Annotated in this window: 20 protein-coding genes and 1 riboswitch; of the genes, 8 read left to right on the forward strand and 12 right to left on the reverse strand. The window is 73.0% G+C overall.

What is annotated here, in order from left to right; translation table 11 throughout:
* Positions 1-61: 61 nt before the first annotated feature.
* Genes ACFW01_RS24460 through ACFW01_RS24490 form a run of 7 tightly spaced genes read right to left on the reverse strand, consistent with a single transcriptional unit; the run spans position 62 to position 4,808 of the window.
* Positions 62-529 carry a PH domain-containing protein gene (locus ACFW01_RS24460; protein WP_384506582.1) on the reverse strand — a complete coding sequence of 156 codons (468 nt, stop codon included), beginning with the start codon at positions 527-529 and terminating at the stop codon, positions 62-64.
* Positions 530-548: 19 nt separating this feature from the next.
* Complete coding sequence (gene hisG, locus ACFW01_RS24465) at positions 549-1,406, reverse strand: ATP phosphoribosyltransferase (RefSeq protein WP_234958246.1); 858 nt, start codon at positions 1,404-1,406, stop codon at positions 549-551.
* A 46-nt stretch (positions 1,407-1,452) separates the two neighbouring features.
* Entirely contained in the window at positions 1,453-1,725 is a 273-nt protein-coding gene (locus ACFW01_RS24470) for a phosphoribosyl-ATP diphosphatase (RefSeq protein ID WP_011027788.1), read from the reverse strand.
* 34 nt (positions 1,726-1,759) lie between these two features.
* A complete protein-coding gene (gene ribH / locus ACFW01_RS24475) occupies positions 1,760-2,245 on the reverse strand; it encodes a 6,7-dimethyl-8-ribityllumazine synthase (RefSeq protein ID WP_125490438.1) in 486 nt (161 codons plus the stop codon).
* Positions 2,246-2,269: 24 nt separating this feature from the next.
* The gene (locus ACFW01_RS24480) at positions 2,270-3,559 is read right to left on the reverse strand and encodes a bifunctional 3,4-dihydroxy-2-butanone-4-phosphate synthase/GTP cyclohydrolase II (RefSeq protein WP_234958247.1); all 1,290 of its coding nucleotides are present in this window, start codon (positions 3,557-3,559) and stop codon (positions 2,270-2,272) included.
* Complete coding sequence (locus ACFW01_RS24485; RefSeq protein WP_234958248.1) at positions 3,556-4,200, reverse strand: nicotinamide mononucleotide transporter family protein; 645 nt, start codon at positions 4,198-4,200, stop codon at positions 3,556-3,558. The genes ACFW01_RS24480 and ACFW01_RS24485 overlap by 4 nt, the downstream gene beginning before the upstream one ends.
* On the reverse strand, positions 4,197-4,808 hold the full coding sequence (locus tag ACFW01_RS24490; protein WP_384506588.1) for a riboflavin synthase: 612 nt from the start codon (positions 4,806-4,808) through the stop codon (positions 4,197-4,199). Before ACFW01_RS24490 ends, ACFW01_RS24485 begins: the two co-directional genes overlap by 4 nt.
* Positions 4,809-4,957: 149 nt before the next feature.
* Positions 4,958-5,088: riboswitch (FMN riboswitch) on the reverse strand.
* Between the two features lie 216 nt (positions 5,089-5,304).
* Between ACFW01_RS24490 and ACFW01_RS24495 the strand changes: the two genes are divergently transcribed.
* From ACFW01_RS24495 to ACFW01_RS24505, 3 genes are all read left to right on the forward strand, one after another.
* On the forward strand, positions 5,305-7,662 hold the full coding sequence (locus ACFW01_RS24495) for a chitinase C-terminal domain-containing protein (RefSeq protein ID WP_384506591.1): 2,358 nt from the start codon (positions 5,305-5,307) through the stop codon (positions 7,660-7,662).
* A 158-nt stretch (positions 7,663-7,820) separates the two neighbouring features.
* Complete coding sequence (locus tag ACFW01_RS24500) at positions 7,821-8,585, forward strand: SDR family oxidoreductase (RefSeq protein WP_384506594.1); 765 nt, start codon at positions 7,821-7,823, stop codon at positions 8,583-8,585.
* Complete coding sequence (locus ACFW01_RS24505) at positions 8,582-9,016, forward strand: hypothetical protein (protein WP_384506597.1); 435 nt, start codon at positions 8,582-8,584, stop codon at positions 9,014-9,016. Before ACFW01_RS24500 ends, ACFW01_RS24505 begins: the two co-directional genes overlap by 4 nt.
* Positions 9,017-9,273: 257 nt before the next feature.
* Here ACFW01_RS24505 and ACFW01_RS24510 read toward each other — a convergent pair whose 3' ends face one another.
* Positions 9,274-10,461 (reverse strand): ROK family transcriptional regulator, encoded by a 1,188-nt coding sequence (locus ACFW01_RS24510; RefSeq protein WP_234958253.1) that lies wholly within the window; start codon positions 10,459-10,461, stop codon positions 9,274-9,276.
* 125 nt (positions 10,462-10,586) lie between these two features.
* On the opposite strand from ACFW01_RS24510, the gene ACFW01_RS24515 reads away from it, so the two are divergent.
* Positions 10,587-11,798 carry an MFS transporter gene (locus ACFW01_RS24515; RefSeq protein WP_384506601.1) on the forward strand — a complete coding sequence of 404 codons (1,212 nt, stop codon included), beginning with the start codon at positions 10,587-10,589 and terminating at the stop codon, positions 11,796-11,798.
* A gap of 143 nt (positions 11,799-11,941) precedes the next feature.
* Complete coding sequence (locus ACFW01_RS24520) at positions 11,942-13,354, forward strand: uracil-xanthine permease family protein (RefSeq protein WP_384506604.1); 1,413 nt, start codon at positions 11,942-11,944, stop codon at positions 13,352-13,354.
* On the opposite strand, the gene ACFW01_RS24525 is transcribed toward ACFW01_RS24520, so the two are convergent.
* On the reverse strand, positions 13,336-14,457 hold the full coding sequence (locus ACFW01_RS24525) for a glycoside hydrolase family 6 protein (protein WP_384506632.1): 1,122 nt from the start codon (positions 14,455-14,457) through the stop codon (positions 13,336-13,338). The genes ACFW01_RS24520 and ACFW01_RS24525 overlap by 19 nt on opposite strands.
* Before the next feature lie 174 nt (positions 14,458-14,631).
* Here ACFW01_RS24525 and ACFW01_RS24530 point away from each other — a divergent pair, with 174 nt between their 5' ends.
* Both ACFW01_RS24530 and ACFW01_RS24535 read left to right on the forward strand, forming a co-directional pair.
* Complete coding sequence (locus ACFW01_RS24530) at positions 14,632-15,327, forward strand: DUF5995 family protein (RefSeq protein ID WP_384506607.1); 696 nt, start codon at positions 14,632-14,634, stop codon at positions 15,325-15,327.
* A 104-nt stretch (positions 15,328-15,431) separates the two neighbouring features.
* Entirely contained in the window at positions 15,432-16,361 is a 930-nt protein-coding gene (locus tag ACFW01_RS24535) for a TIGR03619 family F420-dependent LLM class oxidoreductase (RefSeq protein ID WP_234958257.1), read from the forward strand.
* Positions 16,362-16,389: 28 nt separating this feature from the next.
* Here the strand turns inward: ACFW01_RS24535 and ACFW01_RS24540 are convergent, their stop codons facing one another.
* Both ACFW01_RS24540 and ACFW01_RS24545 read right to left on the reverse strand, forming a co-directional pair.
* Entirely contained in the window at positions 16,390-18,102 is a 1,713-nt protein-coding gene (locus ACFW01_RS24540) for an NAD(P)/FAD-dependent oxidoreductase (RefSeq protein WP_234958258.1), read from the reverse strand.
* Positions 18,099-18,938, reverse strand: coding sequence for a carbon-nitrogen hydrolase family protein (locus ACFW01_RS24545; protein WP_234958259.1), 840 nt, complete (start codon positions 18,936-18,938; stop codon positions 18,099-18,101). Before ACFW01_RS24545 ends, ACFW01_RS24540 begins: the two co-directional genes overlap by 4 nt.
* 365 nt (positions 18,939-19,303) lie before the next feature.
* Between ACFW01_RS24545 and ACFW01_RS24550 the strand changes: the two genes are divergently transcribed.
* Positions 19,304-19,864 (forward strand): Repetin, encoded by a 561-nt coding sequence (locus tag ACFW01_RS24550; RefSeq protein WP_234958260.1) that lies wholly within the window; start codon positions 19,304-19,306, stop codon positions 19,862-19,864.
* Here ACFW01_RS24550 and ACFW01_RS24555 read toward each other — a convergent pair.
* On the reverse strand, positions 19,833-21,044 hold the full coding sequence (locus ACFW01_RS24555) for an MFS transporter (protein WP_234958261.1): 1,212 nt from the start codon (positions 21,042-21,044) through the stop codon (positions 19,833-19,835). The two genes, ACFW01_RS24550 and ACFW01_RS24555, sit on opposite strands and share 32 nt — an antisense overlap.
* Between the last annotated feature and the right edge of the window lie 42 nt (positions 21,045-21,086).

Consider the following 21,086-nt stretch of genomic DNA (forward strand, 5'->3'; position numbering starts at 1 on the left):
CGTCTGTCGTTCCCAGATTAATCAGGAAAAGGGCGCCCGCGGCAGGGCTCGCGGCGCGCTGTCAGTCGCGCGTCGGATCGGGTTGGGCGCCGGACCGGGCCTCCACGAGGGCGCGCAGGGCGCGGGCGTCGGCGATGGCGTGCTGCTTGGCGATGCCCGGCTGGATGCCGAGCACGGGCAGGCTGGTGCCGTCGCTGAGGTCGAGGAAGACCCAGGGGTCGCCGTGGCGGAGGTTGACCCGGAGGATCTCGGGCCAGGCCAGGCGCCGCCTGGTGGTCAGGTTGACGACGGTGACACCCGTCGCGTCGGCGGCGACGTGGGGCCGGGCCAGCAGCAGCAGTCCGCCGGCCAGGAGGAGGGCCGTCAGCACGAAGCTGAGGCGCTCCCCCGTCCCGAGGCCGCCGAGCACCGTCCCGACCGCCGTGATGGTCGCGAAGGTGGCGACGGCGAGGACGACCAGGACGGCGCGGGTGCGGCCCGGCCGGAAGGTGACGGGCAGGGCGGGCAGGTCCGGCGTGGTGTCGGGCATGGCGTCGCTCCGGGCGGGCTCAGAGACGGCAGGCGTGGATGGCCGTGGTCAGGATGGCCCGGGCACCGATCTCGTACAGGTCGTCCATGATCCGCTGGGCCTCCTTGGCGGGGACCATCGCGCGGACGGCGACCCAGCCCTCGTTGTGCAGCGGGGAGACGGTGGGGGATTCGAGGCCGGGGGTGAGCGCGACGGCCTTCTCCAGCTGCTCCACCCGGCAGTCGTAGTCCATCATCACGTACGTCCGGGCGACCAGGACACCCTGGAGGCGGCGCAGGAACTGCTGGACCTTGGGCTCGGTGGTCGCGTCGGGCTCGGCACCCGCGCGGCGGATCACGACGGCCTCGGACTTCATGATGGGCTCGCCGAAGACCTCCAGGCCCGCGTTGCGCAGGGAGGTGCCGGTCTCCACGACGTCGGCGATGACTTCGGCGACGCCGAGTTCGATGGCGGTCTCGACGGCGCCGTCGAGGTGGACGACGGAGGCGTCGATGCCCCGGTCGGCGAGGTGGGCGGCGACGATGCCCTCGTAGGAGGTGGCGACGGTGCGGCCCTTGAGGTCCTCGACGCCGCCTGCCGCGCCGGGCTTCCCGGCGAAGCGGAAGGTGGAGCGGGCGAAGCCGAGCGGCAGGATCTCCTCCGCGTCGGCGCCGGAGTCGATCAGCAGGTCCCGGCCGGTGATGCCGATGTCCAGCTGGCCGGAGGAGACGTAGATCGCGATGTCGCGGGGCCGGAGGTAGAAGAACTCCACCTCGTTGACCGGGTCGACGACGCGCAGTTCCTTGGACTCGCGGCGCTGCTGGTAGCCGGCCTCATGCAGCATGTCCGCCGCAGGGCCGGAGAGGGAACCCTTGTTGGGGACGGCGATGCGCAGCATGAGGTCGGCTTCCTTTGCGTGGAGTGGGGCAGGGGGTGTGCTGGGCTTACAGGTGGGCGTAGACGTCGTCCAGGGAGATGCCGCGGGCGACCATCATCACCTGGACGTGGTACAGCAGCTGCGAGATCTCCTCGGCCGCCGCGTCCTTGCCCTCGTACTCGGCGGCCATCCAGACCTCGGCGGCCTCTTCGACGACCTTCTTGCCGATGGCATGGACCCCCTTGTCCACCAGCTCGGCGGTGCGGGAGGTGGCGGGGTCGCCGTTGGCGGCCTTGTGCTGGAGCTCGGTGAAGAGCTCCTCGAAAGTCTTCTTGGACATGGTGGCGCCCACTTTACGCGTAGTGCCGGCGGGGCTAGCGCCACGGTTCGGATACTGAGCGGAGCGTGGCCGCAGTGGCGACGGCCGCGGTCACCGCTTCGTGCCCCTTGTCCTCGCTCGACCCCTCGAGTCCGGCGCGGTCCAGGGCCTGCTCCTCGGTGTCGCAGGTGAGGACGCCGAAGCCGATGGGGACGCCGGTCTCCACGGAGACCTGGACCAGGCCCTGGGTGACGCCCTGGCACACGTAGTCGAAGTGGGGGGTGCCGCCGCGGATGACGACGCCGAGGGCGACGACCGCGTCGTAGCCGCGGCCCGCGAGGACCTTGGCGACCACCGGGAGCTCGAAGCTGCCGGGGACCCTGAGGAGGGTCGGCTCGTCGATGCCGAGGTCGTGCAGGGCGCGCAGGGCGCCGTCCACCAGTCCGTCCATCACCTGGTCGTGCCACTGTGCCGCGACGACGGCGACCCGCAGGTCCCCCACGTTGCGTACGGACAGTTCCGGTGCACCCTTGCCGCTCACGTCGCTCCTCGCGTTGCTGCTTGCTTACTGGTTGCCGCAGGTGGACACGGGCTTCGTGTCCAGCCAGGGCAGGTCGTGTCCCATCCGGTCCCGCTTGGTGCGCAGGTAGCGGAGGTTGTGCTCACCGGCCTGGACGGGCATCGGCTCGCGGCCGGTGACGTCGATGCCGTGCCGGACCAGGGCGTCGCTCTTGTCCGGGTTGTTGGTCATCAGGCGGACGGAGCGTACGCCGAGGTCCTGGAGGATCTGGGCGCCGGCGCCGTAGTCGCGGGCGTCGGCGGGCAGGCCCAGTTCCAGGTTGGCGTCGAGGGTGTCCCGGCCGCGCTCCTGGAGTTCGTAGGCGCGCAGCTTGGACATCAGACCGATGCCGCGCCCCTCGTGGCCGCGCAGGTAGACGACCACGCCCCGGCCCTCGGCCTGGATGCGGTCCAGGGAGGCGTCGAGCTGGGGGCCGCAGTCGCAGCGCTGGGAGCCGAAGACGTCGCCGGTGAGGCACTCGGAGTGGATGCGGACGACGACGTCCTTGCCGTCGCCGATCTCGCCGTGCACGAGGGCGACGTGCTCGACGCCGTCGACGGTGGAGCGGTAGCCGTACGCCGTGAACTCGCCGTGCCGGGTGGGGAGGTGGACCTCGGCCTCGCGGCGGACGGTGGGTTCGGCGCTGCGGCGGTAGGCGATCAGGTCCTCGATGGAGATGATCGTCAGGCCGTGCTTGCGGGCGAACGGGATCAGCTCGGGCAGCCGCAGCATCCGGCCGTCCTCACCGGCGATCTCGACGATGGCGCCGGCCGGGCGCAGCCCCGCGAGGCGGGCCAGGTCGACGGCGGCCTCGGTGTGGCCGTCGCGGACGAGGACGCCGCCGGAGCGGGCGCGCAGCGGGAAGATGTGGCCGGGGCGGACCAGGTCGGTGGGTTCGGCGGTGCCGCTCGCGAGGAGCTGGAGGGTGGTGGCACGGTCCGATGCCGAGATGCCGGTGCTCACGCCGTGGGCGGCGGTGGCGTCGACGGAGACGGTGAAGGCGGTCTTCATCGACTCGGTGTTGTCGTCGACCATCTGCGGGAGCCGGAGCCGGTCCAGTTCGTCGCCCTCCATGGGGGCGCAGATCAGGCCGCGGCACTCGCTCATCATGAAGGCGACGATCTCCTCCGTCGCCTTCTCGGCGGCGATGACGAGGTCGCCCTCGTTCTCGCGGCTCTCGTCGTCGACGACGACGACCGGGCGTCCGGCGGCGATGTCGGCGATGGCCCGCTCGACCGGGTCGAGCGAGAGGTCGTCGATGCCGTCGGGGCTGTAGAGGATCGGTGCGGTACTCATGCGGGCGCTCCTTCCGGGATGGGCCGCGTCGCCTCACGGGAGCGCAGCCACCAGTCGCGCAGGCCCCACAGGACGAGCGCGCCGTAGAGGACGTAGACGAAGCCGGAGAAGGCGAAGCCGTTGGCGAAGTTCAGCGGGACGCCGACCAGGTCGACCAGCAGCCAGGCGAACCAGAACTCGACCATGCCGCGCGCCTGGGCGTACATCGCGACGACGGTGCCGACGAAGATGTAGGCGTCCGGCCAGGGGTCCCAGGACAGGGTCGGGTAGGCGGTGAACAGGCCGCCCACCGCGAGGGTGCCGGCGGCGGCCGCGGCGGCCAGGACGCCGCGCTCGCGCCAGGTGGCGAACCGGACGGCGATGGAGCCGTCCTGGTTCTGCTGCCGGCCGCGGTTCCACTGCCAGAAGCCCCAGGCGGCGACCGCCATGACGACGACCTGCTTGCCGGCGCTGCCGGAGAGGTGGGCGGTGGCGAAGGCGGTGAAGAGGACGAGTCCGGAGACGAACTGCACGGGCCAGGTCCAGATGGAGCGCCGCCAGCCGAGCGCGAGGCCGAGCAGACCGATCACGTTGCCGATCATGTCGGACCACTTGATGTGCTGGTCGAAGAGCGTGAACGCCTCGGAGTTGAGCCAGTTCACCGGGCGTCTCCCTGTCCGGCGCGGTCGCCCAGCAGCCGCTCGACGTACTTCGCGATGACGTCCACTTCGAGGTTGACCGGGTCGCCGGGCTGCTTGAGGCCCAGCGTGGTCAGGGCGAGGGTGGTGGGGATGAGGCTGACGGTGAAGAAGTCGGGTCCGGCGTCGACGACGGTGAGGCTGATGCCGTCGACGGTGATGGAGCCCTTCTCCACGACGTAGCGGGCGAGGTCCGCGGGCAGGGAGATCTTCACGACCTCCCAGTGCTCGGAGGGCTTGCGCTCCAGGATCCCGCCGGTGCCGTCGACGTGGCCCTGCACGATGTGGCCGCCGAGGCGGGCGCCGACCGCGGTGGGGCGCTCCAGGTTGACGCGGGAGCCGGCGGTGAGGACGCCCAGGCTGGAGCGGTTCAGGGTCTCGGCCATCACGTCGGCGGTGAACTCGTCGCCCTCGTGGTCGACGACCGTCAGGCAGACGCCGTTGACGGCGATGGAGTCTCCGTGCCGGGCCCCTTCGGTGACCACGGGGCCGCGCAGACGGAAGCGGCAGGCGTCGTCGAGGGTCTCGACGGCGGTGATCTCGCCCAGCTCTTCGACGATTCCGGTGAACACTTCCCGGGTCCTCCTGCCTCTTCGGGCACGGACTCCGGGGCTGTCGAGATCGACAGAGACCGCGAGCGAGGACACCTCGGACGACGCCGGACGGGCCCACCCGTGACGGGCGAGCCCAGAGATCGGCGGCGCGCACGCATGCCCGCTCGCCGCGCACTGCCTCCCATCCGGACTTTAACCGTCGGTCCAGGAATTTCACCTGGTCAACCGGTCGCTGGAGGCGACCGGGTCGCGGACTGTAACCGCCGGTTCGGACTTTCACCGACCCCGGAGTGCGCTGCTTCTGGTACAGAGCCAGTGTGCCACGCCTGATCGCCGTCCATGCGGACGGAGTGTGTGGGGTGGCTCACAGAGCGCTTTCCGGCCGGGGCCCGACCGCCCGGCACCTCCTCAACTGGCCCGCCCGCACTGGGCTTTTCAATTGGTCCATACCTATTGACGCTCTGGTCTAGTCCTCTCTACTGTCTGCGCAACTTCCGTGGAGAGGAACCCGACTGTGCCTTCCCCCTCACGTTCCAGATCCCCCCGCCGGGCGAGACCCGCGCTCCTCGCCGCTGCCGCCGCCATCGCCGGGCTCTTCCTCGCCGGACTCCCGGCGACCGCCTCGCAAGCCGCCGACCAGGAGTCCTGTCGCCCGGACGGGCTCTACGAGACCCCCGGCACCGACGTCCCGTACTGCTCGGTCTACGACTCCGCCGGCCGGGAGAAGATGGGCGCGGACCACCCGCGCCGGGTGATCGGGTACTTCACGAGCTGGCGCACCGGCAAGGACGGCAAGCCGGCGTACCTGGCCTCGGACATCCCGTGGGACAAGATCACCCACATCAACTACGCCTTCGCGCACGTCGACGGCGGCAACCGGCTCTCCGTGGGGTCGGACGGCGCGAAGAACCCGGCCACCGGCATGACCTGGCCCGGGGTCGCGGGCGCCGAGATGGACCCGGACCTCCCCTACAAGGGCCACTTCAACCTGCTCAACAAGTTCAAGAAGCAGCACCCCGACGTCAAGACGATGATCTCGGTGGGCGGCTGGGCCGAGACGGGCGGCTACTTCGCGGACGACGGCTCGCGCGTGGACTCGGGCGGCTTCTACTCGATGGCCACCCACGCGGACGGCTCGGTCAACCAGGCCGGCATCGACACCTTCGCGGACTCGGCCGTCGACTTCGTACGCGAGTACGGCTTCAACGGCGTCGACATCGACTACGAGTACCCGACGACGATGAAGGACGCGGGCAACCCGCTGGACTGGTCGTTCGCGGGCGGCCGCCGGGCCGGACTGGTCAAGGGCTACGCGGCGCTGATGAAGACGCTGCGCGAGAAGCTCGACCGGGCGGGTGCCGCGGACGGCCGGCACTACCTGCTCTCCGTCGCCGCTCCGTCCTCCGGGTATCTGCTGCGCGGCATGGAGACCTTCCAGGTCCAGAAGTACCTGGACTACGTCAACATCATGTCGTACGACCTGCACGGCGCCTGGAACGAGTACGTCGGCCCCAACGCCTCCCTCTTCGACGACGGCAAGGACGCGGAACTCGCCGCCGCGGGCGTGTACACGACCTCCCAGTACGGCGGCATCGGCTACCTCAACACCGACTGGGCCTACCACTACTTCCGCGGCTCGATGCCCGCGGGCCGCATCAACATCGGGCTGCCGTACTACACGCGCGGCTTCAAGAACGTCACCGGCGGCACCGACGGGCTCTGGGGCCGGGCCCCCGCCACGGACTGCCCGGCCGGCTCCGGCCTGACCAAGTGCGGTGACGGCGCGGTCGGCATCGACAACCTGTGGCACGACCTGGACACCGACGGCGAGGAGTCGCCCGCGGGTTCCAACCCCATGTGGCACGCGAAGAACCTGGAGAAGGGCATCGTCGGCGACTACGTCACCGACTACGGCTTCCCCGCCGGCACCCGGCTGACCGGGACGTACGCCCGCAAGTACGACGCCACACTGGTCGCGCCCTGGCTGTGGAACGCCGAGAAGAAGGTCTTCCTCTCCACCGAGGACGAGCAGTCGGTGCGGGCGAAGGCCGACTACGTGGCCGACCGCGGCATCGGCGGGGCGATGATCTGGGAGCTGGCCGGCGACTACGCCTGGGACGCGGGCAAGGGCCAGTACGTGCCGGGTTCGACGCTGACCGACACGATGTACGACACCTTCAAGGCGGCCGGTCCGTACGGCGCCCGGCGCGCCACCATCGAGATGCCGTCCGAGACGCTGGACGTCGGCGTGGAGTTCGAGCAGTTCCCGCTGGGCGACTCCAACTACCCGATCAGCCCCAAGCTCAAGATCACCAACAACACGGACACGGCGCTGCCCGGCGGTACGGCTTTCCGGTTCGACTACGGCACGTCCGCGCCCGGCAACGCCAAGGACCAGTCCGGCTGGGGCACTTCGGTGGTCCGCAGCGACCACACCGGCGCCAACGTGGGCGGGCTCAAGGGCGACTACCACCGGGCCTCGCTGAAGCTGCCCGCCTGGCAGTCGCTGGCGCCGGGGGCCTCCACGACGGTGGACCTCGTGTACTACCTGCCGGTGTCGACGCCGTCGAACTGGACGGTGACCTTCGGCGGGAAGTCGTACGGCCTGACGGGTGACCTCGCCCGCGGCACGACCGTGGTCGACCCCGGCACACCGAGTCCGACGCCGACACCCACGCCCTCCCCCACGGGATCCGGGTCGCCCGGCCCGACGGAGTGCGCCGCCCCGGCGTGGGAGACGGCCACGGCGTACGGCGGCGGCATCACGGTGTCCCACCAGGGGCACACGTGGAAGTCCAAGTGGTGGACGAAGGGCGAGGAGCCCGGCACCACCGGTGAATGGGGCGTCTGGCAGGACCTGGGGGCCTGCTGACCTCCGGACAGAACCGGCCCGGCGGCGGTGACGACGGCCCTTGCCCGCCGCCGGGCCACCCAGTCGGCGACCTGCGGAGCGGGACCGGCCTCGACAGACTGGACGTGACAGCAGGGCGCTCCACCCCGGAGCCCCGCGTCCGACAGGGGCTGAGCAGCATGACCGACATCCTGGTGACCGGCGGTACCGGCACCCTCGGCCGGCTCGTCACCGAACGGCTGCGCACGGACGGGCACGAGGTACGGGTGCTGAGCCGGCACAGCCCGCCGTACGCCGTCGACCTGCGCGAGAACGGCGGCGGACTGGACGCCGCGCTCGGCGGAGTGGAGACGGTCGTGCACTGCGCGACCTCACCGCGCGGTGGTGACGAACGGGCGGCCTCGAACCTCGTCGCGGCGGCGCGGCGGGCCGGGGTGGCCCATCTGGTCTACATCTCGATCGTCGGCGTCGACCGGGTGCCGTACGGCTACTACCGGTCCAAGCTCGCGGTCGAGCGGATGGTCGAGGAGTCGGGGCTCGGCTGGACCGTACTGCGGGCGACCCAGTTCCACGACCTGGTCGTGCAGGCGCTCCAGGCGCTGGCCAAGGCGCCGGTCCTGCCGCTGCCGGCCGGGATCCGCGACCAGCCGGTCGAGGTGGCGGAGGTGGCCGGCCGGCTCGCCGCACTGGCCGCCGGCGCGCCCGCCGGACGGGTGGCCGACATGGGCGGCCCCGAGGTGCGGACGTTCGAGTCACTGGCCCGCGCGTATCTGCGCGCGACGGGTCGCAGGCGGGCCGTGGTGAAAGTGCCGCTGGCGGGGAAGACTTACCGGGCGTTCCGCGAGGGCGGGCACCTGGCGCCCGGACGGGCGGTCGGCACGGGCACGTTCGAGGAGTATCTGACGGCACGGTTCGGCGGCGGGGAGGACGGGCGGCGCGGATGAGCCGACGCGCGTGGCTGCGGGCGGGTCTCGGTCTGCTCGCCGGTACGCAGGTGGTGCTGGGGCTGGCGATCGTGCTGCTGCCCGAGCTGTTCTGGAAATGGCCCTGGGTGTCGCACCTGCCGCCCTACAACGAGCATCTGCTCCAGGACTTCGGCGGCGCCAGCCTCGCGCTCGCCGTGGTGCTGTGCGCGGCGGTGGCGGCGATGGAGCGGCGTCTGGTGCTGACCGCGCTGGTGGCCTACCTGGTGAACTCCGTCGCCCATCTCCTGTTCCACGCCCGGCACCTGGAGCCCCTGCCCGCGGCGAGCGCCGCGGGTTTCATGGCACTGCTGGGAGCGGCGGTCCTGCTGCCCGCGGTCCTGCTGTGGCTGGCGGCGGACGGGTCGGCCTTCGGCGGCACGGACGCGGAGGCGCGGCGGCCGGCACCCTGACCGCGCACGCGGGCTCGCGACGGCAAGGGTAGTAAGCGGCCCGCGCACCGGCCGTGGAGGTGCCCCGCCCGCCGGGGAGTGCAGCGCGCGCCAGGGACGGCCCGGTTCCGTGCACCGGCTTCGGGGCCGAGTGCCCGAGCCGACTCGCCGGTCCACCTGCCTGGGCTTCCGGGACGGGCATGTGTGCACCGCCGCCGGCGCGGTGGGTGCGTGCCGGGCCGAGGTAGGCCGACCCACCACCGCCATCGCGCCGCCGGCTACCGCTCCGGCGGGGTGAACAGGTCGTCCTGGGCCCGGTCGCGGGCGGTGAGCAGGGCGCCGCGCAGGACGGCGCCGCCGCCCAGGGTGCTGGGGCGTACCTCGGTGGCGAGGGGTGACATCCGGGTGAGGCGGTGCTGGACGCGGGTGGCCAGGGCGTCGGCGCCCGCCCGGCCGATCTCGCCGGCCAGCACCAGGCAGCCGGGGTCGAGGACGGAGACGACGGCGGCGGCCCCGAGGACGATCCGGTCGGCGAGCGCGTCCAGGAAGGGTTCGGCGCCCGGCGCACAGCCGCGTACCGCCTCCCGGACCAGCGCGGCCGCGTACGGCTCGGCACCGGCCGGGGTCGCGGTGAGGCCGTGCTCCGCGGCGAGGGCGGTCACCGCGGCCGCCCCGGCGACGGAGTGGAAGCCGCCGTCGCAGTCGGTGGCGGACGGCAGGCCCGAGGTGCCCGGCACCGGCATGAAGCCGATCTCGCCGGCGCCGCCGGAGACGCCCCGGCGCAGCGTGCCGTCGAGGACGACGGCGGCACCGATGCCGCGGCCGAGCCAAAGGAGCACGAAGGTGTCCCGGTCCCGGGCCGCGCCGTCGCGCTGCTCGGCCAGGGCGGCGAGGTTGGTCTCGTTCTCGACGCCCACCCGCGCCTCGGGGAACTTCTCCTGGAGGGCGGCCGTCAGCCGGCGGTGCCACGCGGGCAGGCCGCTGGAGTCGCGGAGTTCGCCGCTGGCCGGGTCGATCAGGCCGGGCGCGCCGATGCCGACGGTGTGCAGCCGGTCGGCGCCGGCCTCCTTCGCCGCGCGCTCCACCAGGCCCATCGCCTGCTCCACCGCGGGCCCGGTGCCCGAGTCGTCGTCGATCGGCGCGGACGCCTCGGCGAGCACCCGGCCGACCAGGTCGGAGACCAGGACGGCGACGCCCTCGGTGCGGACGTCGAGGGCGGCGAGGTGGGCCCGCCCGGCGACGATGCCGTACAGCTTGGCGTTCGGACCCCGGCGCTGCTCGCCCGACTCGCCCGCCACCTCGATCAGCCCGGCGGCGGTGAGGCGTTCGACGAGGTCGGCCACGGTGGGCCGGGACAGGCCGGTCAACTGCTTCAACTGCCCTGCCGTCAACGGGCCCTGCCGCTGGAGCAGGTCGAGGGCGAGCCGGTCGTTGATGGCCCGGGCGGTGCTCGGGGATGCGGGCATGCCGGGATCCTTCCAGATCGGCGGCGCGGAGCGCGCGCCGGTTATTCACTATCTATCAGGCAGGGTCCCTGATAGTTTACGCGGCGGCCGCCGGCTCGCGCGGCGCGGAGACGGAGGGGTGGACGATGGGCACAGTGGCCTACGGGCAACGCGAGGTGAGGCGGGCCCGGTACGCCGTGGCGGCCGTGTTCGCCGTGCACGGCGCCGTCACCGGTTCCTTCGCGACCCGCGTGCCGTGGATCCAGGACCACGCCGGGGTGAGCGCGGGGCAGCTGGGGCTGGCCCTGGCCTTCCCGGCGCTGGGCGCGTCCGTCGCGATGCCGCTGGCGGGCACCGTCAGCCACCGCTTCGGCGCCCGCACCGCGCTGCGCGGTCTGCTGGCGCTGTGGACGCTGGCGCTGGTGCTGCCCTCCCTCGCCCCGAACCTGCTCACCCTGTGCCTCGCCCTGTCCGTCTACGGCGCCACCGCGGGCATGTCGGACGTGGCGATGAACGCGCTCGGCGTGGAGACGGAGAACCGGCTCGACCGGTCGATCATGTCCAGCCTGCACGGCATGTGGAGCGCGGGCGCGCTGATCGGATCGGCCGCCGGCACACTCGCCGCCCACCTGGGCGCGGACGCCCGGCTGCACCACGTGCTGGCCGCCGCGGTGCTGACCGTGACGGGCCTGGTCGCCTGCACATGGGTGCTGGACCTCCAGTCCGCCGAGGACGAGGACCCGCCGCCGCGGTTCGCGCTGCCGCCCAGGTCGGCGCTGCTGATCGGCGCGGTCGGGTTCTGCGCGGTGTTCGCGGAGGGGGCGAGCCTGGACTGGTCGGCGGTCTATCTGCGGGACGAGCTGGAGACCTCGGCCGGTCTGGCGGCGGCCTGCACGACCGGCTTCACGCTCACCATGGCGCTGGCCCGGCTGGCCGGCGACAAGGTGGTGGACCGGTTCGGCGCGGTGCGTGTGGTGCGCGTGAGCGGCGTCCTGGCCACGCTCGGCGGTCTGCTCGTCGTCGTGGGGGGCCGTCCGGCGGTGGCGATGACCGGTTTCGCGCTGATGGGCCTCGGCATCGCCGTGGTCGTCCCGCTGTGCTTCGCCGCGGCCGGCCGGGCCGGGTCCAACCCGAGCCTGGCCATCGCGGGCGTCGCCACCATCACGTACACCTCGGGGCTGGTCGCCCCGAGCGCGATCGGCGGGCTGGCCCAGGCGACCAGCCTGGTGGTGTCGTTCGGTCTGGTGACCGTGCTGGCCTGCTGTCTCGTGGTGTTCGCGAAGGTGCTGCGCGTCGGGGACCGGGACCGCCCGAAGATCAGCCCGTCGAACGCGGGCGTGCCCGGCCGGCAGTCCTGAGGACCGCCGCCCCGGGGCGCCACCGGGCGACAGCCACCGGGAAGTCGCTGGTCAGCCGGGGAGGGGGGCGGGACGTGAGCGGGCCGGGCGTCCCTGACAATGGTCCGGACCGTCCTCACGTACAGAGAAAGCGAAACCTCACCATGGACCTCGGCGTGCGCTGGAAGCTGCACGGGGACGGGAAGACCCCCGCCCCCGGAGCGGTGGTCCGCCCCGACGAACGGCTCTCGTGGCCCCGCACGGCCGGGCTCGGCGCCCAGCACGTGGTCGCCATGTTCGGGGCGTCCTTCGTGGCTCCGGTCCTGATGGGCCTGGACCCGAACCTGGCGATCATGATGTCGGGCGTGGCGACCGTCATCTTCCTGCTCGCCACCCGCGGCCGGGTCCCCAGCTACCTGGGCTGCTCACTCTCCTTCGTCGGCGTCGCCGCGGTCATCCGGGCGCAGGGCGGCACCAGCGCCACGGTGACGGGCGCGGTCCTGGTGGTCGGCGCCGCGCTCTTCCTGGTGGGTCTCGCCGTGCGGCGCTTCGGGGCGCGGATCATCCACGCCGCGATGCCGCCGATCGTCACCGGTGCGGTGGTGATGCTGATCGGCTTCAACCTGGCGCCGGTCACCGCGTCCACCTACTGGCCGCAGGACCAGTGGACGGCGCTGCTGGTGATGCTGTTCACCGGTCTGGCCGTGGTCTGCCTGCGCGGCTTCTGGTCCCGGATCGCGATCTTCCTGGGGCTGGTCTTCGGCTACCTGCTGTCCTGGGTGCTCGACCTGGTCTTCGGGAAGATCCACTCGGTGGACGGCAGCGGCAAGCTCACCGACCACTGGCGCCTCGACCTGTCCGCCGTGGGCCAGGCCGACTGGATCGGCCTGCCGTCGTTCCACGGGCCGAGCTTCGAGTGGTCGGCGATCCTGGTCGCCCTGCCGGTCGTCATCGCGCTGGTCGCGGAGAACGCCGGGCACGTCAAGGCGGTCGGCGAGATGACCGGCGACCCGCTCGACGACAAGCTGGGCACGGCGATCTCCGCGGACGGCGTGGGCTCGATGCTCTCCACCGCGGTGGGCGGCCCGCCCAACACCACGTACTCCGAGAACATCGGCGTGATGGCCGCGACCCGGGTCTACTCGACGGCCGCCTACTGGGCCGCCGCGGGATTCGCCCTCCTCTTCGGCCTCTGCCCGAAGTTCGGCGCGGTCGTGGCGGCCATCCCGGGCGGTGTCCTCGGCGGCATCACCGTCATCCTCTACGGCATGATCGGCCTGCTCGGCGCCCAGATCTGGGTCAACGCCAAGGTGGACCTGCGCAACCCGCTCAACCTGGTGCCGGCCGCCGCGGGCATCATCATCGGCGTCGGCAACGTCAGCATGGAGTTCACCGACACCTTCTCGCTCAGCGGCATCGCGCTCGGCACCCTGGTCGTCATCACCGGCTACCACGCGCTGCGGGCGTTCGCCCCGGCCCACCTCAAGACGCAGCGGCCGCTGCTCGACGAGGGGACGTCCTCGTACGACGAGAAGGGCGGGGGCGACGATCCGGGCGCTCAGCGCGCCAGGTCGTAGGCGTACGACGGCGTGAAGGTGCCCGGCTTCCCCCGGCAGCCGTCGGACTCGCCGGGCAGCTTGACCCACAGGTAGGCGTCGACGCGTCCCATGCCGGTGTGCAGGGTCGGCGCGCGCCCGAGTGCGCGGCCGGCCGGGTCGCACCACTCGCCGTCGGACGGCGCGCCGTTGCCGTTGCGGCTGGTGTCGATGACGGCGCCGAGGCTCTCCGGGCCGCCGAGGGCGTCGAGGACGGCGCGGTCGTGGGCGACCTCGTCGGCGGTGGCGTGGAAGTTGGAGACGTTGCTGAAGACGCCGTCGGAGGAGTCGGGCGAGGCGGCGCCGGCCTGTTTCAGCCAGGCCGCCTGTCTGGCGGGCGCGTGCCAGCCGGAGTGGCCCGCGTCGAAGTAGACCCGGGCGGCGGGATTGGCCTCCTTCATCACCCGGCCGGCCCGGGCCAGGGAGGCGAAGCGGTCGGCCCGCTCCCCCGCTGACAGGCAGTCGGCCTGCGCGACCGAGTCGGGCTCCAGGATCACGATGACCTCGCCGGAGCCGAGCCCGGCCGCGAACCGGTCGATCCAGTCGTCGTAGGCGTCCAGATCCGGCGCCCCGCCCTGGGAGTGGCCGCCGCAGTCGCGGTCGGGTATCGCGTACGGCACGACGACCGGCACTTGGCCCCGGGCGGCGCCCTCGGAGGTGACGGCGCGGACCCGGGAGGTGAGGGTGGCGGGCGTGTGGTCCGCGAACCAGACGGCGGCCGGACGGCCGGCCACGCGGGACGCGATGACGTCCCGACGCGGGTCGTCGGGGTGGGTCCGGACCCAGTCGAGGACCTGGGACTCGGGGTGCCGGTAGAGGCGGGTGGCGGGCTCGGCGGTACGGGACGGCGCCGGCCGGGCCGTCCGCGCCGGAGAGGGCGTACCGCTCGCCTTCCGCACCGGGGGCGCGGCGGAGACCGGCGCGGAGACCGAGGGCGACGGCACGGCGGGCGGGGACTTCGGCCACGGCGTCCGCGTCACGGCCGGGCGGGCCTCGTCCGCACCGCCGCCACCGTCGTCGCCGAGCACGGTCAGCATGCCGGTCGTGGCGCCCACCGCGGCCACGACGGACGCGAGCGCGGCCATGGCGCCGCGCCGGGCGGCGCGTCCGCGCTCCGCCCTGCGGGCGGCCCGGCGCCGGGCACGGTGGCCTGACACGTACGGTTCCCCCTCCCCCGCGCGGCGGGCGCGTTCCCCCGTTCTGGGGAAGCGCCGGGCCCGCCGGCACTGCCGTCACCCTAAAGCTGCGACGCTGCCGCCATGGCCCACTGCGAGCAAGTACCGACGGCCGTCCGGACGGTGGACTCGGTGCTGACCCGGATGCGCGCCCTCGACGCGGCGCTGCCCGGCAGGGACGGGGTGGCGGTCTTCAACCGCGTCTACCTCGCCGTCACGGAGGCGGTCGACCGGCACATCGACAGCGGCCGGTTCCCGGACGCCCGAGCGGCGATCGCGCTGGACGTGCGGTTCGCGGAGCGGTTCCTGGACGCCGTGGACGCGGCGGATCGGGACCGCCGTCCGCCCGCGTGCTGGCGGCCCGTGTTCCAGTTCCGCCGCCATCCCGGCGTACGCCCGCTGCAGTTCGCGCTGGCGGGCATCAACGCGCACATCGGTCACGATCTGGCGCTGGCCGTGGTGGACACCTGCCGTACGCTCGGCTGCGAACCCGCCGACCTGGAGGACGAGTTCGACCGTGTGGGCGATCTCCTCGTCTCGCTGGAGGAGCGGATCCGCGACGAGCTGATGCCGGGCCCCGATCTCCTCCGGATCGCCGACCCGCTGACCCATCTGCTCGGCTCCTGGAGCCTGGACCGTGCCCGCGCCGCCGCCTGGGCGGCGGCCCGCGCGCTGTGGGCGCTGCGCCGGCTGCCGGACGTCGCCGGGGAGTTCACCGAACGGCTGGACGCGGCGGTGGGCTTCGCCGGACGCATGCTGCTCACCCCGCTGCCGGACTGAACCCGGCTTACCGCCTCCGGTGCGCACGGGGCAACCGCGGCCTGTCCGTTGTACGTTGCAAGCGTGCGCGACATCGCACCCCGACTGCGAAGGAGCACCCAGGCATGACGATCCGGCTCGGACTCGGCCTCCCCCAGATGCGCCAGTACGACATCGGCAAGGACGTCCCCGACGTCGCCCGCGCGGCGGAACGAACGGGTTACGACAGCCTCTGGGTCTTCGAGCGGGCCCTGTTCCCCGAACCCGCGACCCAGGGGCTGTACGGCATCGAGGGCCTGCCCTGGCCCGACGAGTACCGCGACGTGGCGGAACCGCTGGTCACCCTGGCCCTCGCCGCCGCGGCCACCGAACGGGCGGAGCTGGGCTCCAGCGTCCTGGTGGCCCCGCTGCACGTGCCCTTCCAGCTGGCCAGGACGCTCGCCACACTGGACGCGGCCAGCGGCGGCCGGGTGGTCGCGGGCTTCGGCACGGGCTGGTCCCACGACGAGTACGCGGCGGCGTCCGTGCGGCCGTTCGCCGAGCGCGGTGCCGCCCTGGACGAGCTGATCGGGGTGTGCCGGGCCGTCTGGGGGCCGGACCCCGTGGTCTACGACGGCCACGTCACCAGGATCGCGTCGGCCGTGGTCGGGCCCAAGCCCGCCCGCCCGATCCCCATCCTGCTGGCCGCCGGCAGCGGCAGGGCCCGGCGCCGCCTGGTCGACCACGCCGAGGGCTGGCTGCCCTCCGGCATCGGCGCCGACGCCGTGGCCGCGCAGTGGCGGCAGCTGCGCGAGCTGGCCGAGGAGCGCGGACGCACCGCGCCGATCCGGACCTCGCTGCGGGTCAACGCCCGCTACTCCCCGGCGACCGACGACAGCGCCGGGCGCCGCCCGTTCCACGGCAGCGTCGACCAGATCGTGGCGGACCTCGCCGCGTACACCGACCTCGGCCTCGACGAGATCCTGCTCGACCTCCAGAGCACCCTGCGGGACGCCGAGGAGCTGAAGGACGTCGCCGCCCAGGTGTACGAGAAGGCCCGGGCGGCCGGCGTCTGAGCGGACCCGCCCGGGACCGCCCGGTGGATCAGTCCTCGGGCAGCTCCACCGGCGCGATCTCGTCGTACACGTCGCCCGGCCCCGGGTTGGTCGCGTCGGTCTCCCCGCCGAAGTGGTGCATGACGCCCCAGACGGCGTTCAGCGCCGTCTGGACCGCGCCCTCGGCCCAGCCGGCCGTCCAGGAGATATCGTCGCCGGCGAGGAAGATGCCGCGCTTGTCCTCGGGCAGCTCCTCCTGCATGAAGTGCGTGAACAGGCGCCGCTGGTAGCGGTAGTGGCCGGGGAGGTTGGCCTTGAACGCGCCCATGAAGTAGGGCTCGTTCTCCCAGGAGACCGTCACCGGGTTGCCGATGACGTGCTTCCTGATGTCGACCTTCGGGTAGATCTCGCCGAGGGACTTCAGCATGACCTCCATCCGCTCGTTGGCGGAGAGCGGCAGCCACTTCAGGCTGTCGTCGCACCAGGTGTAGGAGAGGCAGATGACGGCGGGCCTGTCCGGGCCGTCGTCCAGCAGGTAGGTGCCCCGGGTCATGCGGTCGGTGAGCGTCATCGACATGACGTCCCGGCCCGTCGGGTTTCCCCTGTCGTCGGCGGCCTTGTCCAGCCAGAAGGGGCGGTCGACCGGGACGAAGAGCTTGGACGACTCCATGTAGTGGGTCCGCTCGATCGCCGTCCAGTGGTCGATCGGGAAGAGCGAGTCGTCGCAGGCGATCTTGGACAGCAGCATCCAGGACTGGGCGGTGAAGATCGCCGCCCGGTACGTGCGGATGTCGCCGTCGGCGTCCGTCACCGTGATCCGGTTGCCGGCGGTGCGGTTCAGCCGGGTCACGGCCGGGCGCGGCTCGCCGTCCGCGTGCAGCGAGGCGAGCGAGGTGCCGTGCGGCCAGTGGACGATCTTCTCCGGCTCGCGCTCCCACAGCCGCGTCGGCAGCTGCTGGGAACCGCCGACGATGCCGCGGTGGTGGTCGTCGGCCTCGGTGTAGACGACCCGCAGGATCTCCAGGATGGAGTTGGGGAAGTCGGTGTCCCAGCCGCCGGTGCCGAAGCCGACCTGGCCGAAGATCTCCCGGTGCCGGAAGGACTTGAAGGCGTCGGAGTCGCAGAGGAAGCCGTAGAAGGTCTGGTTGTCGAACTTCTCGACCAGCTTCGACCAGATCTCTCGGATGCGCGGGACGTCGCGCTCGCGCAGGGCGCGGTTCATGTCGGAGAAGTCGGCGCCCTCCTCGAGGCACTTCGCCCAGGCGTCGGCCACGTCCCGGTACACCTGCGGAAGGTCGTCGAGCGTCTCGGCGTAGTGCGACTCGCCCTTGAGGTCGACGACGGTGGAGGGCGTCGCCTCGGCGAGCGGGTTGGGGAAGGGGGTGGTCCGCAGCCCGACCAGGTCGATGTAGTGCTGGAGGGCGGTGGAGGACGGCGGGAAGCGCATCGCGCCCATCTCGGCGGTCAGGGACTCGTCGCAGCCGTCGAAGCCCACGGTCCGCAGCCGGCCGCCGATCTTGTCGGCCTCGTAGACGACGGGCTTGAGGCCCATCTTCATCAGCTCGTAGGCCGCGACGATGCCGGAGAGTCCGCCGCCGACGACCGCGACCTCGGCGCCGTGCTCGGTCGCCGGTATCTGGCCGAGTCCCGCCGGGTGGGCGAGGAAGTCGTCGTACGCGTACGGGAAGTCCGGACCGAACATGGTGATCGGCGGCTGCTGCTCGTCTGCGTGCTCGACGGCGTTGGGCACGGTGGACGTCATGGGGTACGGACTCCTTGCACGGGTGGAACGGGGGTGGGGGCGGGGGTTCGGACGAGGGACCCGTAGAGACCGGGGCGACGGTCCCTCAGGTACGGGTTGTGCTCGCGGGACGCAGCCAGGAGAGCCGGGTCGACGTCGCCGAGGACCAGTTCCTCGGCGCGGCCGGCCCGCGCGCGGGCGGTGCCGTCGGGCCCGGCGAGGGTGGAGAGACCGACGAACTCGAACTCGCCCTCCTGACCGGCCCGGTTGACGTACGCCACGTACATCTGGTTCTCGAAGGCCCGCACCGGCACGACCGACTCGGCGACGAACTGGAACGGGTGCATCTGCGCGGTCGGCACGAGCAGCAGGTCGGTGCCGGCCAGGGCGTGGGCCCGGACGTTCTCCGGGAACTCCACGTCGTAGCAGATCATCAGGCCGACGGTGACGCCGCCGAGCCGCGCCTGCACGACCGGCTGCTCGCCGGGGGTGAAGTGGTCGCGCTCGAAGCAGCCGAAGAGGTGGGTCTTGCGGTAGTCGGCCAGGCGGGTGCCGTCGGCGGAGATCAGCTGGACGGAGTTGAAGACCCGCTCGCCCTCCCGCTCGGGGTAGCCGTACGCGATCGCGAGGCCGTGGCGCCCGGCGGTCTCCGCGACGGCGTCGGCCGAGTCGCCGTCGGCTGGCTCGGCGAGGACGCCGATGTCGTCGCCGATCGCGTACCCGGTCAGGAACAGCTCCGAGGTGACGAGTAGCCCGGCACCCGCGGCGGCGGCCCGGCCGGCGGCCTCGTCGAGGACCTTGAGGTTCTCGGCGGTGGAGCCGGGCCGGCCGGAGCTCTGGAGCAGGGCGGTGCGCATGCGTGTTCCTCACCGGTGGGAGGGGGTGGGGGGGCCAGATAGACGGTACGGTCGGCGGACTCGGCCGGACAAGACGGACCTGTTGCGCACCGGAGAGCGGTTCGTTGCGTGCGTCGGGCGCGGCGCGGAGATTCGTTGTGCGCGGCTGCCTGCGGCGCGGGACGGGCGCCCGGCCCGCGCTCCCGGACCCGCCCGGCGGGGCGTCGCCTGGGGCCCCCGCTCCTCCTCGGGTGGCATCCCGGGCGGATGCTCCCCGCCGCGCGGCGGAGGGCGGTCCCGCCCCGGGGGCGATGTGGCGGGGGTGCGGCGACGGGACAGTGGTGGGCGTTCACGTCCGCCGCCATCCGCCCACCGAGGGGACCGCCATGAAACGAAGCCGTACGACGACCGCCGCGCTCTGCGCCGCCCTGTTGCTCACTGCCGTCACCACCGGTGCCGCGGTCGCGTCCGGGCCGCACGAGGGCGTCCCGCAGGGGCCGCCCCCGCGGGAGGCCGCCGCGCTGACCGGCAGCGCCAAGCTCTACCGGTCGGCGGGCGACGACATCACCTTCACCTTCGACGCCCACCTCGCGGCGGAACACGACGACAACCCGCTCGAGGCCACCGGGACGTTCGAGTTCAGCCACTACCTCGACGGCGGGGGCGCCAGGGCCAAGGCCACCGTCGACTGCCTCCTGACCGGCGGCGACGTGGCCGTCGTCTCCGGCGTCATCACCGACTCCGACCTGCCGGGCGCCGAGGGCAGGCGGGTCGGCGTCACGGTCCACGACCTCGGCCGCCACGACCGGCTCGGCTACACCTGGGCGGCGACGGGCAGCCCCGTGGAGGGCGGGGAACCGCCCAAGTGCGTCGGGTCGGCCCCCTTCGAGAAGGTGAAGAAGGGCAGCGGCGACTTCACGGTCGTGCCCTGGCGGCCGAGGCTGTAGCCCGCGCGACGGTGGCCAGCGCCAGCGCCGTCAGCAGGTACGGCACCGCGGCCAGGGCGAACGCGGTGCCGTATCCCGTCGCCGTGGCCACCGTCGCGAAGGCGCCGTAGGTGGCGAGAGTGCCCAGCTCGCTGCCCAGTCCGGCGACGGAGGTGAGCGTGGCGCGCCTGCTGTCGTCGATGCGTCGCTGGAGCCGCGCGTCGGCCAGCACGGTCGCCAGCTGGAAGCCGCCGAAGGCGAGCGCCACCAGGACCAGGGCGACCGGCGTTCCCGCGGCGGCGCCCACCGCCAGGGCCAGCGCGGAACCGGCGAGCACGGCGGCGAACCCGGTGGTGGTGAGACGGTCGGCGGGCCCGGCCAGCAGGCTGCCGACGGTGGCGCCGGCCCAGATCATCAGCAGCAGCCACGGAACGGTCTCCTCCGCGACGCCGGTGTCCAGCGCCAGCAGCGGCGTGTACTCGTCCAGAGCGCCCCACACCGCGGTCACGGCCGGGACCAGCAGCAGCGCGCCGCGCACCGAGCGGTCGGAGCGGGCGTCGGCGAGTCCGGCGCGCAGGGTCGCGGTCCACCCCGGGCCGCCGGCGGACGGTTCGCGGTGCTCGGGGAAGCGTGTCGCCACGGCCGCCCCGGCGAGGCAGACCAGCACGCTCGCCGCGCCCACCGCCCCGTAGCCGCCCCAGGCGAACACCGGACCGGCCAGGCCCATCGCGGTCATCGTCGCGACGATGCCGACCGCCCGCGCCCGGCCCATCACCCGGGCGTACCGGTCGGCCGCGCCGGCCCGGTCCAGTTCGTCGTAGACCAGCGCCTCCTGCGCGCCGGACCCGAGGGCACCGCCCGCGCCCCACAGCACGAACCCGAGCGCGAAGGCGCCGTAGGAGGGCACGAGCACCCACAGGGCGAAGCCGGCGGCGGTGAGCAGCGGGCCGAGGACCAGGAGCAGCCGCCGGGAGACGGCGTCGGCCCAGGCGCCGGACGGCACCTCCAGCAGGACGCCGGTCAGCGACCACAGGGCGAACAGGGAGGAGATCTGCCAGACGGACAGACCGGTGTCGCTGAACAGCAGCGCGTACACCGGGTAGAGCAGGACGAAGTCGTCGCAGAACGCGGAGGCGTACAGCGTGCGCGTCAGCCGCCGGGTACCGGCGGTGGCGGGGGCACGCCCGGGTGAGAGAGTCATGAGGCCTTCCCGAGGGGGCGGATCGGACACCGGAGGTACGGC

Source organism: Streptomyces sp. NPDC058985 (assembly GCF_042740985.1).
Taxonomy (GTDB): domain Bacteria; phylum Actinomycetota; class Actinomycetes; order Streptomycetales; family Streptomycetaceae; genus Streptomyces.